Annotated in this window: 17 protein-coding genes and 4 pseudogenes; 1 reads left to right on the forward strand and 20 read right to left on the reverse strand. The window is 36.0% G+C overall.

Annotated features, from left to right (window positions below):
* Positions 1 to 236 precede the first annotated feature (236 nt).
* The 17 genes and pseudogenes from L950_RS30410 to L950_RS16880 form a co-directional block, all read right to left on the reverse strand.
* The gene (locus L950_RS30410) at positions 237 to 710 is read right to left on the reverse strand and encodes a RagB/SusD family nutrient uptake outer membrane protein (protein WP_197086491.1); all 474 of its coding nucleotides are present in this window, start codon (positions 708 to 710) and stop codon (positions 237 to 239) included.
* Positions 646 to 1,350 (reverse strand): RagB/SusD family nutrient uptake outer membrane protein, encoded by a 705-nt coding sequence (locus L950_RS30415; RefSeq protein WP_197086492.1) that lies wholly within the window; start codon positions 1,348 to 1,350, stop codon positions 646 to 648. Before L950_RS30415 ends, L950_RS30410 begins: the two co-directional genes overlap by 65 nt.
* Entirely contained in the window at positions 1,290 to 1,811 is a 522-nt protein-coding gene (locus tag L950_RS30420; RefSeq protein WP_197086493.1) for a hypothetical protein, read from the reverse strand. Before L950_RS30420 ends, L950_RS30415 begins: the two co-directional genes overlap by 61 nt.
* 11 nt (positions 1,812 to 1,822) lie before the next feature.
* On the reverse strand, positions 1,823 to 3,277 hold the full coding sequence (locus L950_RS30425; protein ID WP_197086494.1) for a SusC/RagA family TonB-linked outer membrane protein: 1,455 nt from the start codon (positions 3,275 to 3,277) through the stop codon (positions 1,823 to 1,825).
* Positions 3,181 to 4,899: a SusC/RagA family TonB-linked outer membrane protein gene (locus L950_RS30430; protein ID WP_231577358.1), complete on the reverse strand. Its 1,719-nt coding sequence runs from the start codon at positions 4,897 to 4,899 to the stop codon at positions 3,181 to 3,183. Before L950_RS30430 ends, L950_RS30425 begins: the two co-directional genes overlap by 97 nt.
* A gap of 88 nt (positions 4,900 to 4,987) precedes the next feature.
* Positions 4,988 to 6,070: a FecR family protein gene (locus L950_RS16830; RefSeq protein ID WP_156169735.1), complete on the reverse strand. Its 1,083-nt coding sequence runs from the start codon at positions 6,068 to 6,070 to the stop codon at positions 4,988 to 4,990.
* 342 nt (positions 6,071 to 6,412) lie between these two features.
* The gene (locus tag L950_RS16835; RefSeq protein WP_084825474.1) at positions 6,413 to 6,880 is read right to left on the reverse strand and encodes a sigma-70 family RNA polymerase sigma factor; all 468 of its coding nucleotides are present in this window, start codon (positions 6,878 to 6,880) and stop codon (positions 6,413 to 6,415) included.
* Positions 6,814 to 7,014: an RNA polymerase sigma factor gene (locus L950_RS16840; protein ID WP_021189394.1), complete on the reverse strand. Its 201-nt coding sequence runs from the start codon at positions 7,012 to 7,014 to the stop codon at positions 6,814 to 6,816. Before L950_RS16840 ends, L950_RS16835 begins: the two co-directional genes overlap by 67 nt.
* 456 nt (positions 7,015 to 7,470) lie before the next feature.
* Positions 7,471 to 8,211, reverse strand: a complete 741-nt coding sequence (locus L950_RS16845; RefSeq protein ID WP_021189396.1) for a thioredoxin domain-containing protein — start codon at positions 8,209 to 8,211, stop codon at positions 7,471 to 7,473.
* A 71-nt stretch (positions 8,212 to 8,282) separates the two neighbouring features.
* A pseudogene (locus tag L950_RS16850) lies at positions 8,283 to 9,908 on the reverse strand (arylsulfatase).
* A gap of 21 nt (positions 9,909 to 9,929) precedes the next feature.
* Positions 9,930 to 11,522 (reverse strand): arylsulfatase, encoded by a 1,593-nt coding sequence (locus L950_RS16855; RefSeq protein WP_031287920.1) that lies wholly within the window; start codon positions 11,520 to 11,522, stop codon positions 9,930 to 9,932.
* 32 nt (positions 11,523 to 11,554) lie between these two features.
* The gene (locus L950_RS30435) at positions 11,555 to 12,031 is read right to left on the reverse strand and encodes a RagB/SusD family nutrient uptake outer membrane protein (RefSeq protein ID WP_037525934.1); all 477 of its coding nucleotides are present in this window, start codon (positions 12,029 to 12,031) and stop codon (positions 11,555 to 11,557) included.
* Complete coding sequence (locus L950_RS16865; RefSeq protein ID WP_052764446.1) at positions 12,028 to 13,020, reverse strand: RagB/SusD family nutrient uptake outer membrane protein; 993 nt, start codon at positions 13,018 to 13,020, stop codon at positions 12,028 to 12,030. The genes L950_RS30435 and L950_RS16865 overlap by 4 nt, the downstream gene beginning before the upstream one ends.
* 11 nt (positions 13,021 to 13,031) lie before the next feature.
* Positions 13,032 to 14,924, reverse strand: a complete 1,893-nt coding sequence (locus L950_RS30440; RefSeq protein WP_197086498.1) for a SusC/RagA family TonB-linked outer membrane protein — start codon at positions 14,922 to 14,924, stop codon at positions 13,032 to 13,034.
* Positions 14,870 to 15,640: pseudogene (locus L950_RS30445) on the reverse strand (TonB-dependent receptor plug domain-containing protein); the annotation flags it as partial. The gene L950_RS30440 and the pseudogene L950_RS30445, both read right to left, overlap by 55 nt.
* 15 nt (positions 15,641 to 15,655) lie before the next feature.
* Positions 15,656 to 16,087, reverse strand: coding sequence for a carboxypeptidase-like regulatory domain-containing protein (locus L950_RS30450; RefSeq protein WP_021189400.1), 432 nt, complete (start codon positions 16,085 to 16,087; stop codon positions 15,656 to 15,658).
* 571 nt (positions 16,088 to 16,658) lie between these two features.
* Positions 16,659 to 17,309 (reverse strand): DUF1349 domain-containing protein, encoded by a 651-nt coding sequence (locus tag L950_RS16880; protein ID WP_031287921.1) that lies wholly within the window; start codon positions 17,307 to 17,309, stop codon positions 16,659 to 16,661.
* A 95-nt stretch (positions 17,310 to 17,404) separates the two neighbouring features.
* On the opposite strand from L950_RS16880, the gene L950_RS16885 reads away from it, so the two are divergent.
* On the forward strand, positions 17,405 to 18,169 hold the full coding sequence (locus L950_RS16885) for a response regulator transcription factor (RefSeq protein WP_021189403.1): 765 nt from the start codon (positions 17,405 to 17,407) through the stop codon (positions 18,167 to 18,169).
* A gap of 336 nt (positions 18,170 to 18,505) precedes the next feature.
* Here L950_RS16885 and L950_RS16890 read toward each other — a convergent pair.
* The 3 genes and pseudogenes from L950_RS16890 to msrB form a co-directional block, all read right to left on the reverse strand.
* Positions 18,506 to 19,449, reverse strand: a pseudogene (locus tag L950_RS16890) (aldo/keto reductase).
* A 207-nt stretch (positions 19,450 to 19,656) separates the two neighbouring features.
* Entirely contained in the window at positions 19,657 to 20,094 is a 438-nt protein-coding gene (locus L950_RS16895) for a nuclear transport factor 2 family protein (protein WP_021189404.1), read from the reverse strand.
* Positions 20,095 to 20,580: 486 nt separating this feature from the next.
* A pseudogene (gene msrB / locus L950_RS16900) lies at positions 20,581 to 20,996 on the reverse strand (peptide-methionine (R)-S-oxide reductase MsrB).
* Positions 20,997 to 21,035 lie beyond the last annotated feature (39 nt).

A 21,035-nucleotide genomic window follows, 5' to 3' on the forward strand; every position in this document is an offset into this window, starting at 1 on the left:
CGAAGTGCATGGTGCTGTTGATGCGTACTATACATGAGTTTATCAAAACGATTAACAGCTGTAGGTGTTTCCTGCGCATCAAGTCTGACCATTATCCCAACTAATGGCAGTATTAATAATAACTTAGCAAATTTCATTTTCATTCTTTCTATTGGACAAAAAACGACAGACCTGATCGCTCTTTCGCATCTTTCTAGCCTGCCGTCTTTGTGATTTAAGTTATTTGTAGGATAATTTTACCATCCCTCATTTTGACTGATCCCAGAATTACTCAAATCTGATGGCGGAATTGGCCATACATGATGAATAGCAGGATTAAAAGTTCGGGCAGGCCAAACTTGTACTATGGTGTAGCTAGAAGTTGGATCAGTTTTAGCAATATGTTGCCTTCCGGTTGCTGGTCGTGCGTAGGCCGCTTGGGCATCACCCCAACGAACCAAGTCACTATGCCTATCGGTATATTCTGCAGCAAACTCTGAACGACGCTCTCTTTTTAAATTAACCATTGTTGCGCCACTTATTGCAGGGAGCCCTGCGCGGTTACGTACCAAATTAATCTCCACATCTCCAGATTTCCCTTGTTTAATCTGCGCTTCGGCTTTCATCAAAAGAATATCTGCATAACGGATTAAAGGAATATTTAGATCAGAAGTCGGATAATCTCCACTTGGATTTAAATGTTGATCCTTTGGAAAACGGAAAGGTTGCATATACTTTGAACTGAAAACCAGTTTGAGAATTAGACGAATAATATTTCCGATCCAATCCGAATAACGTAAATGTATCGTTAAATTCAAGTATGGTTGCCTTTTTACGATTGTCACCTGATTCGAAAGCGTTATACAATTCTAAAGTGGGGTGAAAATATCCCCAACCATTATAAAGTCCATAACCTGTATTTTCAAATAATACAGCCGGCAATATGGAACCCTGAATTTTATTAGAAACTACAGAAAAGATATATTCAGATGAAAAATTGTTTTCGATGTAAAAGACGCTTGCAAAATCTGTTTCTGGTTTTCCTGTATTAATTAATTTACGACCTGATCCTGAGTTGGTCACCATATCGCAGTACTTAACAACTTGCGTCCATTTACTCTCGTCATATCGTGCCCATTGCAAATTTGTTTTGGCTAAATAGGCATAAGCAGCGTCTTTATGCGCTCTTCCTAAATCACCTGCTCCATATGTGTTGACAAGTGGCAATAGTTCTGCTGCCTTTAAAAGATCCCCTTCAATCTGTGCTAAATTCTCTTTTACATGTGTCGGTCGTACAAATTTAATTTCATTCATATTTGCATCTGTAACGATGGGAACACCGGCACGTTGATCTCCATAATATTGTGACAAATAAAAATAGGCATAACCTCGCATGAAATACGTTGTCCTAACACATGCTTTTTTACGTTATCGCTAATACTCATAGCTGGCACTTTAGTGATAATGGTATTTGCACGTTGTATGATCTGATAAAATTTCTTGTACATACTATTAATACGGCTTTCAGCACCTGTAGCAGTAAAATTACGCACTGCTGCTGATCCTGCATCTGTACGTCCTGTTACCATATCGTCCGATGCGTTGATAAACCAAAACAAACCTCTTCCGAACATATTATCGTCATTGAAATGTTCATAAAGACCATTACTGGCAAAGATGGCATCTGCTTCTGTCTTCCAGAAGTTTTCATTAGTAATTGATCCTTTTGGAGTCAGATCAGTAAAACTCTTGCTACAGCCCTGTATACCTATACTCAATCCTACTAATGCTATTGTAATGTATTTGTATTTTTTTATGGATGGTGTTTTCATGATTTTCATTCTTAAAAATTAACATTTAATCCTATCGTGTATGTCTTGGCTAAAGGATAATTCGCTACATCTAATCCAATACTGCCGACCTCTGGATCTATACCAGAATAAGAGGTAAAGGTGAACGGGTTTTCCGCAGAAAAATAAATCCTAGATTGCAGTTTATTCAAAAACTTAGGTAAGTTATAGCCAACAGTAATGTTTTTTATACGAAAATAATCGCCACTTTCAAGGTACCAATCTGATATCGTTCCGTAATTAGCATTTGGATCTTTAGAAGAAAGTGCTGGAATATTACTATTTAGATTATCCGGCGTCCAGGCATTTAGGACACGATTATCCAGATTATAACCCTGTAAGCCCGCGTTATAGGCTGTGAATTTATATCCGTTAAAAATTTTTGCTCCTGAAATACCATAGGTTAATACATTTAGATCAAAGTTTTTATAATCTAAATTAAGGGCAAAACCATAGGTGAACTTAGGAACCGCACTACCCATATATACACGATCATCAAAACTGATTTTACCGTCACCATTTGTATCTTCGAATTTTAAATCACCAGGACGTGCAAAGGGTTGAATAAGCTTGCCATTTAGACTATGCGCCTGTACTTCTGCTTCGGAATTAAATATTCCGGTATTAGGAATCAAATAGTATGAATATAAGGCTTGTCCTGGCGTAGACCGATATGGAGACAGTATGCCTCGAACATTATCTCCGTGTTCAATAAAGTCACTTCCTAACCCATCAATATTTAATACCTCATTCCTATTGAAAGCGATATTAGCATTTAAACCAAGTTTCCAATCTCCAAATTGATGATTATATTTTGTACTGAATTCAAATCCTTTGTTCATAATATCACCTGTATTACTTGTAGGGCCTCTCTGCATACCTGAATGTGGATCTGGTTGAATTTCATAGATCATTCCGATGGTCTTTTTACGATAATAATCTGCTGTAAAACTTAACTGACGAAATAAAGTCATATCTAGGCCGATATCCCATGATTCGGAAGTTTCCCAGATGAGATTAGGATTACCTTGTTTGATCATTGCAAAATGGCGTACCAAAAGTCCTTCCGACCCTAAAGGTGTGACAGTACCGCTATTCAAAGGTAAGTTATATGCGTACTTATCTACTGATTGAATATTTCCAATCTGGCCCCAGGAAGCGCGTAGTTTTAAATCATTAATAAAGTCACTTTTAAAAAATGATTCTGAAGAAATTTTCCAGGCTCCCGAAATTGATGTAAATACATCCGATCGATTATTTATTGGTAAGCGTGAACTGCGATCCTGCCGGATACTTGCTCCTAAATAATACCGTCCTGCATAATTGTAATTAACACGAGCAATAGCAGATGTTAGTGCATCTTCCCAGACATCACTTGTTGGAATTCCTGGTATAGATTGTGCATTCTCGATATATTGATACCAATCGTCTTCCCGTTCAAATCCCATTCCCTGAATGTAGTATTGTTCATACTTGTTCTCTGGGCAGAGTATACTGCTACAGCGTCAATCTGGTGATCACCAAAACGTTTCGTATAATTCAATTGCTGATCCCAAATCCAACGATCTGTACGAGCTTCTTCTTGCGTCAAATAATTGTTGCCATTTGATCTTCCAATTTCTGGTATTTTGGGATCAAATCTTTTTAAAGAATACCGATTTATATCCAAAACAAAATTAGATTTGAAGGTTAGACCATGCCATAAATCCACTTTGGCAAAAACATTACCATTGAGGTTAAGTGTCGGATTGTTAACTGTTGGACGTAGAAGTAAAGCTACTGGATTATAAGTATCACCATATGCAGATGAAAATTGCGATAAATTAAAGGGAACAGTACCGTGAAATAATCCTTTCTCATCATATACAGGTGCTGCAGGATTCATATAAATTGCATTGATGATCGATCCGCTATAACTGCTAGATGTATTTGTACCTCGAGCGGTAGTATGGTTGACATAAAAATTTTGTCCTAATGTCAATCGATCAAAAAAATCAAATTCGGATTTCAAACGATAAGCAAAACGTTTGTAACCTGTATTCAGCAATAAACCTTCCTTATCGTGATAACCAAATGAAGAATTATACCTGGATCGTTCTGATCCACCAGACACCTGCGCATTTGCATTTAAAATATTCCCCGTTCTGAAGATTTCATTCATCCAATTGGTACGGGTTTCCTGTCCCCAAGGATTTAATGTCGCATTATGACCATCGGCAGGATTCACTCCATCTCTTTTCGCTGCATCATTATAGGCTTGGGCGTATTGTGTCGCGTTCAAAGCAGTCGGTAGATTACTCGCATTTTGCCAACCTCGATACAGATCGACACTTAGTTTGGGCGCTCCAGCTTTACCGCTTTTAGTTGTGATCACGATAACTCCAGATGATGCCTGAGCTCCATAGATAGCTGCAGAAGCTGCATCTTTCAAGATATCCATGCTTTCAATATCATTTGGATTGATAGGTCCGCCATAATAGGGTGCTCCATCGACTACATAAAGTGGCGATTCGGCGTTTAGTGTCCCCATTCCTCTAATCATCACTTTAGGCATTGCCGAAGGATCGCCACCTGCAGACATCACCGTTACTCCTGCAACGTTTCCTTGCATCAGATCTGCCACGTTAGTTAATGGACGAGCAACATTTTCTGCGACATTAGGTAAAGAGCTTACAGCAGTTGTTAAATCTCCCCTTTTTTGCTGACCGTAACCAATGACAACCACCTCATCAAGAGCTGAAAGTTGCTCTTTCAATGTAATCAAAATTGAGTTACTATCACCACTCTTTATACCTTTAAGATCTTCCAGGTAAGATTCGTACCCAATCATGGAAACCTTGATCTTATACTTCGCATCTTCATTTAATTCTTTAAATACAAATACACCTTTTTGATCTGTCGATATACTCGTGACAACTTGTCCTTTCGTATCTAAAAGTACAACCGTCGCTCCTGTTTTGACAACACCATTATTATCCATAATGGTACCTCTTATTTGCCCATTGGACTGGGCATAAGATTGCAGAGCAACGGAGATCGATAGAATTGTCAATAATGCTCTTAACTTCATCGGGTTTCTTTTCATTTCATTTAGTCTTTTAATTTGTAGGTGGTTTGTACCGCATGAACTAAAATTTAAACGGTATTATTTACTTCTTTTATTGCTTTTTATTTTTAATGATTATACTGTTATTGCTATGGGTATAGGTAAGTTCATTCATCTGACAAATAATGGATAACATAACATCCAGAGGATAATGTTCTTCAAATTTCCCAGTAAAGGATAGTCCTTCAAGAGATACCTCTTCTAGATTAATGATTACACCCTTTAGTTTTTCAATCTTTGAAAACACCTGTGGAAGTGGCGTCTGATCAAACTGCAGGCCACCCTCTTGTTTATGTTCGTCTGATTTCACGTTGTCCGTTAATTTTAGATTGTTCGCTTTTTCTTGTCGATCAACTAATAAAGCTGTTTTAAAATGATCATCAATCAATAACTGTTGTCCAGGCTTGAGCACCTGATCTTTCATTTCAAATGGACTGCGATTCGTTGATTTCACAACTATTTTTCCAGATATTAACCTAACCGATAATTTACTTTTAGTATAACTATCGACTGTAAATTCAGTACCAAGTGCCGTTGTTGTATAACCGTTGGCGGATACAATAAATGGTCGTTGCGCATCATGGGCGACATTAAATCTCGCTTCTCCAATTAGTGTCAGGTTTCTATCGATGTTTCCATATTCTTTTGTATAATAAATATTACTGTTAGGGGATAAAATAATCCGAGATCCATCTTTCATTTTATAGGTAAGCGTATCTGTACTGCTGTTGGCAAGTTCATATATGAGTGGTTCTGGTATTTCTACTGTTGTAATGGGAATAGGCAAATTTGTTTGGACAAAGTGATACCCAAATATTCCCATAGCCAATAAAATGGAGGCGGCAATAGACCAGCCTATTTTTAAACGACGTCGATTAGGTAATGCTTTGATCACTCCCATTTTTTCATGAATACCAAATAACATCTGTTGATACTCTTCTTCTGTTGCCAATTTTTCGTTTTCATGTTCTGTTGCAAAATCATTCCGAAGTTCCTCCATTAGAGGGTGTTTGGAATCTTCTAAGTCGGACAATAGTTTATGCTGATCCTTTTTAGAAAGTTTTCCTTCCCAAAAACGAGTAATTAAATTAAGAATCTGTTGCTTCATCAATAGTAAATACACAAGAAATTTCAAAAGGGGATGCTTTTGTTGTTAAGAAATTATTAATAAAACATCAATTAAACATGTGGATACATCGCTTAATACTAAAGACATGATCACATATGAGAAAGATTATATTTGAGCCTTAATGTAAACGCAATACTCATCCTTTTATACTTATCAAAAAAAGACAAATAATCTTTGGGAGAGATGAATCACCCAACGTACTTAAAAAGAAATAATAATTCGAATTTTACGGAGGTACAAAGGATTATTTTTTTTGTAAAAAAGCCTTTTGTAAAGTTATGAAGCGGTTTACTATGATTCTGATCAGAATGTTCCGGAGATAAGGCAATAAGGAGTGGATAAAAAAAATTAAAGATTCGCGAGAAGAAAGACGATGACTAATGATCTTTCTGCATAGGCAGGGTATTGCTTAGCGACATATTCTCTAATGGCTTTGTTCGATTGTTTGAGATAATCTGCTACCGATTGTGGGCTAAGTCCTAAAAGATCAGCTACATCTTCTTTTGTGCGCCCCTCATAACGACACAATTTAAATACTTCCCGTTTTCTTTTTGGTAATACGGCAACGGCTTCTTCCAAGATTTCCATTTGCTTATTGAAAATTTCTTCCTGAATACTGCTATCTTCCTCGGCATAAATTTCTTCGGGATAATTGGCAATATACGCAACTGATTCTTTCAACTTACTGCGTAGAACATTAAGCGATTTATTATAACTAACAACAAATAACCAGCCTCCAACAGGACGATCTACCTGTATCTTAAATCGATTCTGCCAAAGCGATAAAAAACATCTTGCAACACTTCGGTCGCTAATTCACGATTATCGATTAATTTTAGAATATTTGCATGTACAGGTTTATGATACCGCGCATACAATGCATTGAAAGCCTTTACGTCTCCCCTCGACATTGCTACGATTTCTTCAATTTCTGTTACCGTTTTATTCATGTTAATTGATATGTTTTATCTTCTACATCTGTGGTTTTGTGGTTTGAAAACCACGGGCAAATTTATTTAAAAAACAAACAGCTTAATCCTTTTAGGAGGTTATCAAATTGTTAAGAATATAGGTTGTTTCTGGTAATTAAATAATTGGTTACTTATCGTAAATATACAAAAATGATCTACATTACAAAATAAGATTTATGCAGTTAAATGGATGACTTGAACAAGGGTAATGCTATCATTCTGAAATTATATTTCATCACTATCTGAGAGAAGCGAATTGCAAAAGGTGTAAGGCAGATGGAGAAAGGGAAATTTACATATACTATGAATACATGGGAATTTAAGTCACTAAAACCTGATTTTGGAAAACAAGACAGAACTAGTATACAAAAATAGCTAACCTGTACTATACAGATTAGCTATTAAAATCATAATGCTTATAGCAGGTCAAGACCACTACTTGACACTTGCAGCTACAATTTCTGCAACGGAGGGAATACCTGTTTTTTTCCATATAGGTTCACCATTCTTATAAAGAATTAATGTTGGTATGGAAGTTATTTTAAAATCTTTAATTATTTCAGGATTTGCATCTATTTCTACTAAAATTGTTTTGATATTATTTTCCGCCTTGCTGTTGATTGAATCTAATACTGGTATTACTTTTTTACAAGGCGGGCAATAGTTTGATCCGAAGTCAACGAGAACATATTCCTGAGATTTCAATGCTGTTTTAAAATCAGCCAATAAAATTCTATTTTTATTTACAGTTGCTACCTCTACTGGATATCCTGCTCCGATCCAAGCTGAAATACCAGGTGCCAAAACATAGATCTTTGTAAATCCACGTTCTGCGAGTAAATTAGCGATTTTTGTAGATCGCCCGGTTTGGATAGAATAGATAAAGACTGGTTGACTTTTGATTAATCTACCCAATTGCTGTTCATAACCTTTAACGGCAGGATCGATCTGACGAGCTTGTGGTAAATGTGCCTGTTCATATTCTTCAGCACTGCGAGCATCTAAAATCTGAGGCTTATCCTGTTCGCTTATTTTTTCATGAAATAACGCCGCTTTTACGCGAAAATCTTTTTGTTCTCTCTTTTCCTTCTCTATCGGAGATGATTGGTTTTGTCCTTTGCCATCAAACACTGTGATGACCAATAAAATTAGGATTAATGTAATCTGTTTTTTCATTTGTTAAACACGATATAAATGTCGAATTTTCTTAAATTGTTACGAGTTCATTTTTTAGAAAAGATAATTCACTAGAAACGGAAAGCGGGTGCTGCTATTTCTTGTGTCTTACTTTTTCTAAATTCTTTCATAGATACCGGTTCACGATCCTCAAGTTCGGCGAAATCAACAACACCGTTATTTTTAGCCCATTTGAAATATGCTTGAGATAATTGGGATACCACATCATGATTTTGGCTAGCAACATCTTTTATTTCAGTAGGGTCGTTTTCTAAATTATACAATTCCCATTTATAAGAGGGCCAAGTTGAGATCAACTTCCATTTGCCTATTTGAGCCGCGCGATTACCGGCACGTTCCCAGAAAAGTCCTTCAGGTCTGTCAATTTTATTCTTATCATCAAAAATAACAGGCAACAGATTTTTACCTTTTAAATCATTGGTTTTTAAACCCTTGTATATTTTTGGATATGTCGCTCCTGCTAAAGCGTAGAATGTTGGTGCTAAATCAATAATATGTCCCGTCCCATTTTTAATGGTATTTGCCTGTATTCGATTAGGAAACCAAGCTATAAATGGTGTATTAATACCACCTTCATATGTGTAATCTTTAAATGCTTTATAAGGTGTGTTGGAAGCATATGACCAGTTTTTACTCTGTGATTCATACGAACCTGTAGTGCCTACAGGCCCTGAGTTTATTCTTGCGCCATGATGCCACTTCACTAAATCTTCAGCCGGAGCTCCATTGTCGGATAAAAAAACAATGAGTGTATTATCCAGTTGATTATTGTCTTTCAATTTCTGGATAAGGTGACCAATACTCTGATCTAAGCGGTCGACCATAGCGGCATATATTTCCATTTTCTTTGCCCACAATTGACGTTGATCAAAAGATAGTCGGTCCCAATCGTAAATATCTTCATCACGTATTGATAATTTGGTATCAGGTGTAATTAAACCTAACTCCTTCTGACGTTTAAATCTTTCTTGACGAATTGCTTCCCAGCCTTTATCGTATTTCCCCTTATATTTTGCAATATCCTGAGGTAGCGCTATTAAAGGCCAGTGTGGAGCTGTATGAGCTAAATAGAGGAAGAAGGGTTTTTTATCATCTTTTACTTGATCCAAAAATGATAAAGCATGTTGATTGATTACATTGGTAGCATAGTTTTCAGGAAGTGGATATCCTTGTGCATCTGTTTCACCTTTAAAACCGGGCGCACCTGAATCAGAACTCTTTTCATCCTTTGGAAATACGAGATCAAAACCACGCTACCAAGGAAGACTCGTCCCTTTGCCAGATACATGCCATTTGCCGGATGTGATGGTGTTATAACCGTTTTCCTTCAATACTTCAGCAAGGGTTAGTGATTCTTGATTAATATATCCTTGATAAGCAGGTAATCCGAGGTCATTAGAAAAATAGCCTACTCCAGCTTTATGCTGATACTGCCCTGTCAATAAAGACGCACGAGTGGGTGCACAAATGGAATTATTATAGAACTCGCGTAACCGCAATCCTTCTGATGCAAGCCGATCTAAGTTGGGGGTTTCAATCTCACCTCCGTATGCACCAAGATCTGAATAACCCAAATCATCGGCTAAGATTAGCACGATGTTAGGCTTTTTTTGCTGTGCTACACCAAGTGTCGTTAGGCTTGCAGTTAAATATAATATGGAAAATATTTTTTTCATGGTAATGTTTGATTTTAAATGTTAGCGAAATGAGGATTGTCCTTTGATTCGGTCATAATTGACAACGTCGTTTTCTTTTGCCCATTTTCGATACAGTTCTTCAAGCTGTTTTACAACTTGAGGATTCTGAGACGCGACATTATGATTCTCTCCTCTATCTGTATCGATGTCATATAACTCTACATTATTCCCGTTACGATAGGTAGACACCAGTTTCCATTTTCCGAAACGGACAGCTCGATTGCCGGCACGTTCCCAAAATAAAGCTTGATTACGCTCTACCTGTGCCAGATCAGTATTTAACAGTTTTCTAAGGCTGACTCCGGGAAGTGTATTGGTAGCGGTCCCATAATTCGTATTTGGGTACTTTGTTTGGGCATAATCATATAATGTTGGAGCAATATCAATTAGATGTCCAGTTCCTCTTTTAATGGTGTTGGCTTTTACTTCCTTAGGGTACCAAACAATAAAAGGAGCGCCAATACCGCCCTCGTATGGGTTATCCTTGTAACTTCTTAATGGTGAATTTCCCGTTTGTGACCAATTGCTATTTTGCACATCATAAGATCCTGCAGAACCAACAGTACCCGTGTTTCTGCTTGTATAAATACGGACTCGATCACCACCTTGTGCACCATTGTCAGACAAAAATATAATGATTGTATTGTCATCAACTTTTAACTCTTTTAGGGTCTGACGAATCTTACCGATACTTTGATCCACACGATCAATCATACCTGCAAATACTTGTTGTCTTCTTTTCCAGTATTGTTGCTCATCATAGGTTAATTTATTCCATTCTTGCGTTAATGTATCTTTAGCACTTATTTTCTGCTTCGCAGGGAATACGCCTTGTTTAATAGCGTTTTCATATCGTTTTGTGCGTAAACTATCCCAACCAATAGTATAAGTCTCCTGATACTTTTGCGTTTCTTCTTCTGGTGCCTGTAGAGGCCAGTGTGGTGCATTAAAGGCTAGGTATAGAAAGAATGGCTTTTTATCTTGATGTTGCTCTTTCAAAAATCCAATTGCCTGATCGGTAATTTCATCGGTCAGATATCGATCTTTAGGTAAATAGAAGGGTTTATTATTCTTGTACAAAGGCACTGTCGCTTGAGTAGAATCGCTGATTTCATAAAAATTAGACGCACCTCCTACAAAATTGAACGACCGTTCAAATCCTCGTTGTGCCGGCCACTGATCGTAATCGTCCCCAACATGCCATTTGCCTGATATAATAGTGGAATAACCTGCCTTTTTTAAGACTTCTGCCAACGTTGGCGATTCTTTATTCAAGAAACCTTGATATGCAGGAAGTCCAAGGTTTACATTGAAATAACCTAGTCCTGCCTTATGGGCATATTGCCCTGTCAATAAAGATGCTCTTGTTGGAGCACAGATCGAGTTGTTATAAAATTCTTGAAAACGAGTTCCTTGAGATGCCAATTCTGTTAGATTTGGCGTATGGATATCAGATGCACCATATGGTTCAATATCTGAAAAACCGAGATCATCGACCAAGATCAAGATCACATTTGGACGTTTGTCCTGGGACCATCCAGCGAGGCTGCTTAAAGTCATTAAGAGCGTCAATAAATAATAGTTTCTTTTCATTATGTGAAATTTTTAATGAATGTGAATTGATTTTAATTATTAACCCAATCTGGATGCTGTTTAAGATTTGGATTTAAATTCAGTTCGCGTTGAGGCGTGGGAAAATGAATATGTCTTGGAGCCGCATTTGTTTTACCTGCGGCCTTTAGTTTTGCAACATAATAGGTTGCCCCTCTGCGCGCTAAGTCAAACCACCTTTGATATTCAAAAGTTAACTCCTTCCTTCTCTCTTCAAATACTGCTTCTCTAAAATCATCTTTACTTAAATTTTTTTCGATATCACCTGTTGCTGCACGCACTCTAACTTTATTTAGAAAAGTCTGTGCTAGTGAAGTTGATCCATTGAGCTCATTTTCAGCTTCTGCCAATATGAACAATACTTCAGCATAACGAATAATGGGTAAATTTTTAGAAGATTGACTTTGGTTGCCTACTACACTCTCATCATAATATTTATTAAATTGAGGTTTTGCAAGTGCATAATACTTACCATCGACCGGAGAAATCATCCTGTAGTAAATGTGGTATTTAAACGTTTATCCTGTTTAGAAAAAGTACCATATAAACCACCTTCAGCATGCCAAGCATCCGCATAGTCACCATTAATACCCGGAATATCCGCAGGTGCAGATCTACTTGCAAGCGAATTTCCCTGATATCCACTGTTCCCTTTGAATTGTGCAGAGAAAATATGTTCAATACCGTTTTTCTTATCGATATTGAATACATCCGTAAATTCGGGAAACAAATCATATCCCTCTTTATCAATTACATCCTGTGCTTTTAATTTTGCATTTGACCAATCTTGTTGTGTTAAATATACCTTTGCCAGTATACTTTTGGCAGCTCCTGATGAAGCTCTTCCTTTATCGTTGTCACCGTAAGATTTATAATTGGGTAGATTTTCTGCATCTTTAAGATCTGCAATAATTTGGTTATAGACTTCTTTTTCAGAAGCCTTGGTCACATAAAGCTCTTCCGTGCTAAGTGATGTTACAGGTTTTAGAACTAAAGGAACGGGACCAAACCAACGAACTAAATTAAAATAATGCAGTGCTCTTAAAAACTTGGCTTCATTAATTAAACGCTTACGGATTGCGTCATTAATCTTTTCAGGTGATATCAAAGCGATGTATTCTATATTTTGATTTGAAGCATTTATAGCGTCGTAACTTTGTTTCCACAATTGTTCCATACGGTCATTCGATGCATCGTGTGTCAAGTTACTGATCGCACGTACATGTGCATTCCGCGCTCTTGGTCCGGCTTCATAATCATCAGTCGCCATTTCTACTCCAATTTGAAAAAGACTATTATAGATGGACTGTCCGCTTTCATATAGTTTGCGATATGTTCCGTTAACAGCAGAAACAGCTTGATTTTCATTCAGATAAAACTGCTCAGAAACCAGTAGACTTTCCGGTTTCTCATCTAATTTTGAGCATGATACGATTCCAATCAATAATGTGGATGCGAATAATATATTTGTAATTTTCATGTGCCTCTGGATTAAAATGTTAAAGAAAGACCTACTGTGAGGGAGCGTGAAGCTGGATAAATTCCAGAATCTGTCCCTATCTGTACGTTACTACCTGATGTCACTTCAGGATCAAAACCTTTGTACTTACTCCAGGTAAGTAAATTTTGTCCAGATAGGTATACATTCAAATTGGATATTCGAGTAGCATTTAATACATGTTTAGGAATGGTATAGCCAAATTGAAAAGACTTTAATCTGACAAATGAACCATTCTCAACAAACTGATCTGAAAAAATTGGAGCAGGATCTAATTTCGCTCTAGGATAGCTTTGACTGGCATTTGTTTCAGTCCATCTGTCTAAAGCATCTGTTGATGCATTTTGTTGTCCCGTAAACATTTCCAAGTTTTGACGATTGATATTAAGTAACTCATTTCCAACTGTTCCTTGTATTAAAAAAGTAAGATCAAAGCCGCGATAAGAAAGCGTATTGGTTAGTCCAAAAATAAAATCTGGTTGTGCATTTCCAATGATGCCACGGTCATTTGCTGTTGTAAATTTACCGTCACCGTCGATATCTTTGTAAAGACGATCCCCAGCTTTTGGTATGGCATTTCCAGTAAATAAACCTTTAGTTGATTCCTCTCCTTTTTGTAAAATTCCATCGATCTGTGTGCCATAAAAAGTTCCGAGAGGTTCACCAACTTTAATGATATAATTTCCAGAAATATAAGATTGTGCTCCTGTACCAATGGTTAATACTTGATTTCGATTGAATGAAAAGTTCACATCTGTATTCCAGACAAATTTTCCATTTAGGTTCCTGGTTTTCAAGCCAAATTCAAATCCTTTGTTGGAAACTGAACCAAAATTCTGTAAAGAAGATGCATAACCTGATGTCCATGGAATTTCAACATTAAGTAATAAATCGGTGGTTTTTTTGTAGTAGTAGTCTAAGGTAAACTGTAGTTTACTGTTAAATAGCGCAATATCAAATCCTCCATCATACTGATAGGTCGTTTCCCAACCTAAATTTTTATTTGGTATACGTTGCGAAGCAAAACCGGTTACTATTTTATTGCCAAATAAATAATTTAAGTTATATAATGTCGAAAGCGACTGATACTGACCGATCTCCTGGTTGCCCGTAGTTCCAAAACTAGCTCGGATTTTTAAATCATTGACCGCACTGAACGTTTCTTTAAAAAAGCTTTCGTTGCTAGCTCTCCATGAAAAAGCTAATGAAGGAAAATTTCCCCATTTATTATCAGCTCCAAATCTAGAGCTACCGTCGCGCCTGATACTGGCTGATAAATAATATTTATTGGCATAATTATAATTTACACGAGCCAGATAAGAATGCAGTATCCAAGAATAAGCATCGGAATTTGGACGGACAAGGGTTGATCCACTTTGCAGACTGTTATACAAAAGATCATCCGTTACGAAATTTTCAGCTCCCGCGTTGAAGGTCTCATTCTTCGTTTCCTGTTGCGTAAATCCAACTAAAGCATTTAAATGATGATCTTGAAAAGAAGTGGTATAGTTTAACGTATTTTCATTCAGCCATGAATATGAATCTAGATTACCTAAATTTGCTTTTCCATTGTTACCTGCTCCCTCGTAGATGTAAGAAGGCAAATAAAATTTATCGGTCCTATTGTTTAAATCTACACCTAATAGCACTTTCGCTTGAAGCCCTTTTATAATATCATATTGAGCAAATGAAGTTCCCAAAATGCGTAATGCGTTTGATGTATTGGTGGTTTCTTTTAATGTTGCAATAGGATTTGCAAAAATGTTTTCAAACGGATTTCTTAATGTGTAAGATCCATCGGCATCATATATGGTTGCGGTTGGAGGCATTATCAATAATGCATTGACAATTCCTGATGGTGCAATTTGAGATGTTGTTCTGTTAATTGAAAAATTAGCGCCAACATTAAGCGCTTAAAAGGATTAGCACTGATATTGGAACGGAAACCTAAACGCTTAAAATCTGTATTTTTAATTATTCCATCTTGGTCAAAATAATTGGCTCCAATAAAATATTGCACCTGTTCAGCTCCACCTGATAAAGATAATTGATGATTCGTAATCTGTCCATTTTGGAAAGCTTCTTTTTGCCAATTTGTTCCTGAACCTAATTGATCGATTTTATCTTGTGTGAGGTACTGAAATTTTCCCAGATTCGGATATGCATCATATAAGGCCTCATTGCGAAGAATAGCAAAATCTGGAGCTGTTAGGACATCTATTTTTTTTAACACCTGTTGTTGTCCTATAGTACCATCATAGTTCAGTTGTACACGACCTGCTTTACCTTTCTTAGTTGTCACCAATATTACGCCGTTAGCACCACGAGAACCGTAGATTGCTGTTGCAGCAGCATCTTTTAAAACTTCAATACTTTCGACATCACTTGGATTGATGCTCGACATGGGATTGACAGGAGTTCCACTACCTACTCCAGTACTCTCTGTTTGATTATATATGGGAAAACCATCAATAACATATAAGGGTTCATTTCCCCCCTGAATAGATGCGCCTCCACGAATACGTATACTGACACCACCGCCCGGCTGCCCAGAAGTTTGCGTAACCTGCACCCCTGATATACCACCTTTCAAAGTCTGATCTAGCGATGATACATTCTATTTCAATAAAGACTCATTTAAGGAAGCAACTGATCCCGTCAAATCGCGGCGTTTCTGCGTACCATAGCCTACCACTACGACTTCATCAAGATCTTCCTTAGTAGGGCTTAATTCAATTACAGTAGGTGATGTATTGATAACAATCTTTTTCTTTTCATACCCGACAAAAGATACAATCAGCGTAAAAGGGAGTTTTTGACCTGTGACAAATTGAAACCGCCCATTTCCATCTGTTTTTACACTATGTGTTACTGCTTCCAATTGCACAGTGACACCTTCAATGGGTTCTTTACTGGAAGCATCGATAACTGTACCAACTAAGGAGGCATTTATTATCGGTTTAGGTTCTATTTGAGCATACAGCGAATTCAGGCTGTGTATTAAGAACAAAATAAGTATAGAATACCGAAGTACTCCTAATTTTTTCATAGTTTTACGGTGTTTAATAGTGAATACTTACAAGTGCCAACGCCAATTGAAGACTTGTGGTTCATTATATCCAAACTTGGGGGAGCGTTAAAGCTTCCCCTATTTTTTAAAGAAGATTTTTTGAAATTAGATGCACATTCGCATCCAGCAGGAAGGGAAATTAAAGGAAACATAATCAGTCACGGAGACTGCTCTTGTAGATGGGTTAGTAAGATTGTTTTTCATAAACTTTGTTAAATAATGAATATTAATTTCGGTTTCGTTTGCCAACGCCAATTGAGTAACGATAAGGCAAATATAAAAATAAATTTAATAAAGTCTACTAACTAAGTAGATTTAATGTAATTATTTTTAAAACCTGAACTAAAGCACCATATAGCATCGTTTATTAATCATATTATCTGTCAAACAAATTTTTATATTAGCAACAATGCCAATGCATTAACATCAAAAAAGGAAATGAAAAATCGGATAAAGCTAATCTGTAGCTATTATCCGATTCAGTTATTAAATTTTCACTAAAAATACAGGGGTACTTCTATTTTTTTATTGGGGCATGAACATGTATCATTTAGTTTGCATGATTTTTTAACCATTCTAAGCGTCTTTGATCAGCAAGATGTTTCACTTCGAAATGCTCAAATGTTGCATTAAAACCATTACCATCAGGACATGCCGCCATTAAGCCCACCATAACAGGTGTATTATCTTGTAAATAGGCATTACGCATTAAAGTATAATTTTTATCATCAAAAGAGTAAAATATCTCTACAGCATCCAACCTCCTTACAGCTTTTATCCATACGTATGGAATGGCTTTTCCTAGACTGATGATACTCCAATCACTGGTGCGGTGTGTTACGACAGTACTTAAATTGTATTTTCCATCAACAAACTCGATTCCTGCTTTAATATAATTTTCTTTATCAATACGAAGCATCAATCCCATCTGATCAAATCTCGCTTTATAGTCAGCAGAAATTTTTACTTTTGTCTCAAACTCACCACCATAAGTCCCATAATAAAATGGAGCATCGTCAACAGTAAATCCATAATGCGATATACGCCAATAATCACTCTGGGGTGTTACGAACATACTCAGCGTTTGGTCTTTTACCTCCCACTTTGCCGGTTCATTAAACCACTGCATTTTTGTTAGATTTTGTGCCATTGTCCACTGTTGGCAAAGGACAGTCATCATAAGTAGTATTAATTTCTTCATCTCTGTATATAAATAATCTTATAATTTTTTACTTTAGTAAAGGTATACGAGCGTTTAAAGATTATCAATACTGATAAATAACCATTTTTTAAGATATGAATAACATTGCAGGAGTTCTTAACGAAAAGCTTTTAAAGCAAATATTTGAGCAAGAGCCAGATCCTTACAAACTGCTTCAGCAATGTCAGTACATTGCACAGGTTTATGCTCATATCGAAAATTCGATCGCGGTTTTGAGTGATCTTAAGAATGACAAAAGCTATATCTACCACGGTGGTCTTGCGAAAACACTGGGATTATCAGATCATGATTCAGAAATTGATTCCATATGGGAAGATGCTATTTTCAAGCTTATTCACCTTGATGATCTACTACGGAAGCATATCCTTGAATTGCAATATTTTCATTTTATAAAACATATACCTCTTACTGATCGCCACAATTTTCATGTCATTAGTAAGATCAGGATGTACAATCAGGAAGGTCAGTATATATGGATATCCCATCGCATGTATTATGTTCAGAATTCACCTAATGGCAGTATTTGGTTAGCCCTATGTTTGTACAATTTTGCACATTTGTCCGATAACACAGAGTCTTACGAGGGCTTTATTGTGAACAGTGTTACAGGGCAAATTATTCAACCAGAAAAACAGGAAAGCAGCAATTTATTGACTAAGCGAGAGATCGAGATTCTTCGTTTAATCAAAATTGGCAAACGTAGTAAAGAAATTGCTGATGATCTCTCCATCAGTATTAATACTGTAAACCGACACCGACAAAACATTCTTGAAAAACTTCGTGTTACGAATTCGATAGAAGCATGCCGGATAGCATCTTCTTTAAACTTGTTTCAATAGTGAATAGAGATCTCCTATTTTTCCCAATCGATAAAATAAAAAAATCGGCGTAAAATTATCTTTTTACACCGATTTTAAATAAGATTGCTATGATAATAAATCCTACTCCAGTTAATATGGGGGGTAATAGATTTCCTCTAATTCCAAAGTAAATCATCAATAAAGCGACTATAATGAGCAGTATAAGTAGTATGGTCTTCATATTTATGTATTGAGCAGCACAGTGTGTTATCATAAAGCTACTTAAAAAATAATTAGACAGATCCTTTACTTTTTAAACATCCGTAATTTATACCATTATAAATAATATTCTTACCATTAGTACCAAAATCTCAATTATTTACTGACCTCATTCAATAATGCTAAATCTTCCTGATCTAAAGTGATTTTAGGAGCATCAAATAGCGTTTTCAATTGATTATTACTCGTTGCGCTTACTATTGGTGCTGTAATTAATGGATTGGCCAGTAGCCACGCTAAGGCTATTGTTGCTGGTTGTGTATGATATTTCAATGCTATTTTATCAAGAGCTGACAGCACATTTAATCCCTCAGCATTTAAATATTTCCGCACTCCTTCACCACGCGCACTCTTGTTAAGATCTGATTCATTTCTATATTTTCCTGTTAGAAATCCGGCGGCTAATGACCAGTATGAAAAAGTACTTAAATCATATTTTTCAACTAAAGGTGCGTAATCCTTTTCAAAAGTAGTGCGTTCCATCAAATTATAATGTGGTTGAAGCGCTACATATTTCGGAAAATTGTTCTTCTCAGCAACATCAAAAGATTCTATCAATCGCTTAGGGGATAGATTAGAAGCTGCAATATAACGAACTTTACCAGCCTTAATAATTTCGTCATACGCAGATAATGTTTCCTCAATTGGTGTTATTTGATCATCAAATGCGTATAATACAGATCGATATGGTCTGTACCTAAACGCTGTAAAGATTCATCAACGGATTTCAAGATATGTTTTTTACTGATATCAACAGGATGTTCTTTTGTTTCAGATCCCACTTTTGTTGCAATGACAATATTTTCTCTGTTATTACGTAGTTTCATCCATTTTCCAATGATAGTCTCAGACTGGCCTCCTACTCCATTCACCCACCAAGAATAGGTGTCTGCAGTATCCACAAAATTAAAACCTTCATCTACAAACGCGTCTAAAATATCAAATGATTCTTTTTCATCTAAAGTCCATCCAAAAACATTACCTCCAAAATTGATCGGAGCAATTTCTAAATCTGTATTTTTAATTGTTACTTTTTTCATGTTTATTCAAATAAATATTTCAGTAAAAATAACTTATTCACATTTTAATAAATTCATCAGTTTGTCAAGATGTTGACTCTTTAGTTCTAATAAAGTTATAATATCTTAGAACAAAAAGAGTAATATTATAGAAATGTATGTATAATAGAAAAAGCCATATCTAACGATATGGCCTGATATAAAACCTATATTTTTCAGTGAAATTTTCTATTTATATGAGGTGACGGAGTCCGTTATTTTCCAAGTCCCCTTATCGTTGATTAAAGTTACAATGTCAATCTTTGTAAAGCTATCGAATTGCATGATCACTTTGGCAATAGCGTAGTCTTTGGAGGTTTCTAAAATCTGTGTAGTAGTCTTACAGTTTAACCGCTCTCCTTTTTGCTTTTTAAAGAAGTTAATAAGTTCTGATCGACTATTTGTTTTTGCATGTGTCCCTTGGACTTTCTGATTAAAATTGCTTGCAAACAACTGCTCTAATCCTATTGATTGTCCTTCGGTAATGATTTCTATATATTGACCAATTGCTAAGTTAGCTGTAGAAAGATTAACCATACTTTTTTCTGGTTTATCTGCTGCCATAGTAATGCTACCTAAAGTTACTAATGCTACCGCTGCGAATGTTTTTACTAACGTTGTCATCATGTTTTATTTTTTAGTACTCGTTTGTTGTGCTTTAAATGAGTAGATTTTTGGATAATTTTTCCCTTAATAATTTCCTTTAACTTTCTGATTCAAAATTAAGACAAACAACGTATATTGTTTATTACATTTAGATTAACAATATATTAAACTCGCTAAAAAACAGTCTACTGAAGGTGAATAGACAATCCATCATTATAAAGTAAATGACGTCGCGTGAATGCATGTTATAAATTACGGCCCTGTTAAATGTATATGAATAGATATTTTAAGCGGTTCGAGGGAAAAATAAATAGATAAAAAAGAGAGTAAGTCCATCTTTAAAATGTTTTACTCTCTCTGAGATTGTCTATAATAATTTTAACACATCGCCTATTTAATGATAACACTTATATAAATAACTTTATCATGTATGGATGATCTTATGTATAAATTTCCATCCTGATAATTCGAAAATGATTATAAAATAAAGAACTACCTAACAACATGTTATTTAATTGACTTCTGATCTTTTTTCTCTAACAATGCGATATACTTAGCATAACCTTTCATAGCCATTTCATCTTTAGGAATAAATTTGATAGATGCACTATTGATACAATATCTTAAACCTCCTTTATCTGCAGGACCATCATTAAAAATATGTCCTAAATGTGCATCGCCTGTCTTACTGCGCACCTCAGTACGTTCCATTCCGTATGAATTATCCGAAAGTTCCTTCACTATTTTCTCACTAATCGGTTTTGAAAAACTTGGCCATCCACAGTCCGACTCAAACTTATCTGAAGATATAACAATGGTTCGCCTGTAGTCACATCAACATAGATCCCTTCTCTAAATTCATTCCAGTACTCATTATCAAAAGCTCTTTCGGTAGCGTTTTTTTGCGTTACATTATACTGGATATCCGTAAGTTCTTTTTTTAAGGTTTCTTTATCCTTTTT

Source organism: Sphingobacterium sp. IITKGP-BTPF85, assembly GCF_001006065.1.
GTDB classification, from domain to species: Bacteria; Bacteroidota; Bacteroidia; order Sphingobacteriales; family Sphingobacteriaceae; genus Sphingobacterium; species Sphingobacterium anhuiense.

What these genes read in the sequence shown, in the direction of transcription:
- L950_RS16885 (WP_021189403.1), top strand. Translation starts at nt 17,405, where the DNA reads ATGAATAACATTGCAGGAGTTCTTAACGAAAAGCTTTTAAAGCAAATA.
- L950_RS16895 (WP_021189404.1), bottom strand. Translation starts at nt 20,094, where the DNA reads ATGATGACAACGTTAGTAAAAACATTCGCAGCGGTAGCATTAGTAACT.
- L950_RS16840 (WP_021189394.1), bottom strand. Translation starts at nt 7,014, where the DNA reads ATGAATAAAACGGTAACAGAAATTGAAGAAATCGTAGCAATGTCGAGG.
- L950_RS16880 (WP_031287921.1), bottom strand. Translation starts at nt 17,309, where the DNA reads ATGAAGAAATTAATACTACTTATGATGACTGTCCTTTGCCAACAGTGG.
- L950_RS16855 (WP_031287920.1), bottom strand. Translation starts at nt 11,522, where the DNA reads ATGAAAAGAAACTATTATTTATTGACGCTCTTAATGACTTTAAGCAGC.
- L950_RS30435 (WP_037525934.1), bottom strand. Translation starts at nt 12,031, where the DNA reads ATGATTTCTCCGGTCGATGGTAAGTATTATGCACTTGCAAAACCTCAA.
- L950_RS30430 (WP_231577358.1), bottom strand. Translation starts at nt 4,899, where the DNA reads ATGAAGTTAAGAGCATTATTGACAATTCTATCGATCTCCGTTGCTCTG.
- L950_RS30410 (WP_197086491.1), bottom strand. Translation starts at nt 710, where the DNA reads ATGCAACCTTTCCGTTTTCCAAAGGATCAACATTTAAATCCAAGTGGA.
- L950_RS30420 (WP_197086493.1), bottom strand. Translation starts at nt 1,811, where the DNA reads ATGAAAACACCATCCATAAAAAAATACAAATACATTACAATAGCATTA.
- L950_RS16845 (WP_021189396.1), bottom strand. Translation starts at nt 8,211, where the DNA reads ATGAAAAAACAGATTACATTAATCCTAATTTTATTGGTCATCACAGTG.
- L950_RS16865 (WP_052764446.1), bottom strand. Translation starts at nt 13,020, where the DNA reads ATGAAAATTACAAATATATTATTCGCATCCACATTATTGATTGGAATC.
- L950_RS30450 (WP_021189400.1), bottom strand. Translation starts at nt 16,087, where the DNA reads ATGAAAAAATTAGGAGTACTTCGGTATTCTATACTTATTTTGTTCTTA.
- L950_RS30425 (WP_197086494.1), bottom strand. Translation starts at nt 3,277, where the DNA reads ATGGGATTTGAACGGGAAGACGATTGGTATCAATATATCGAGAATGCA.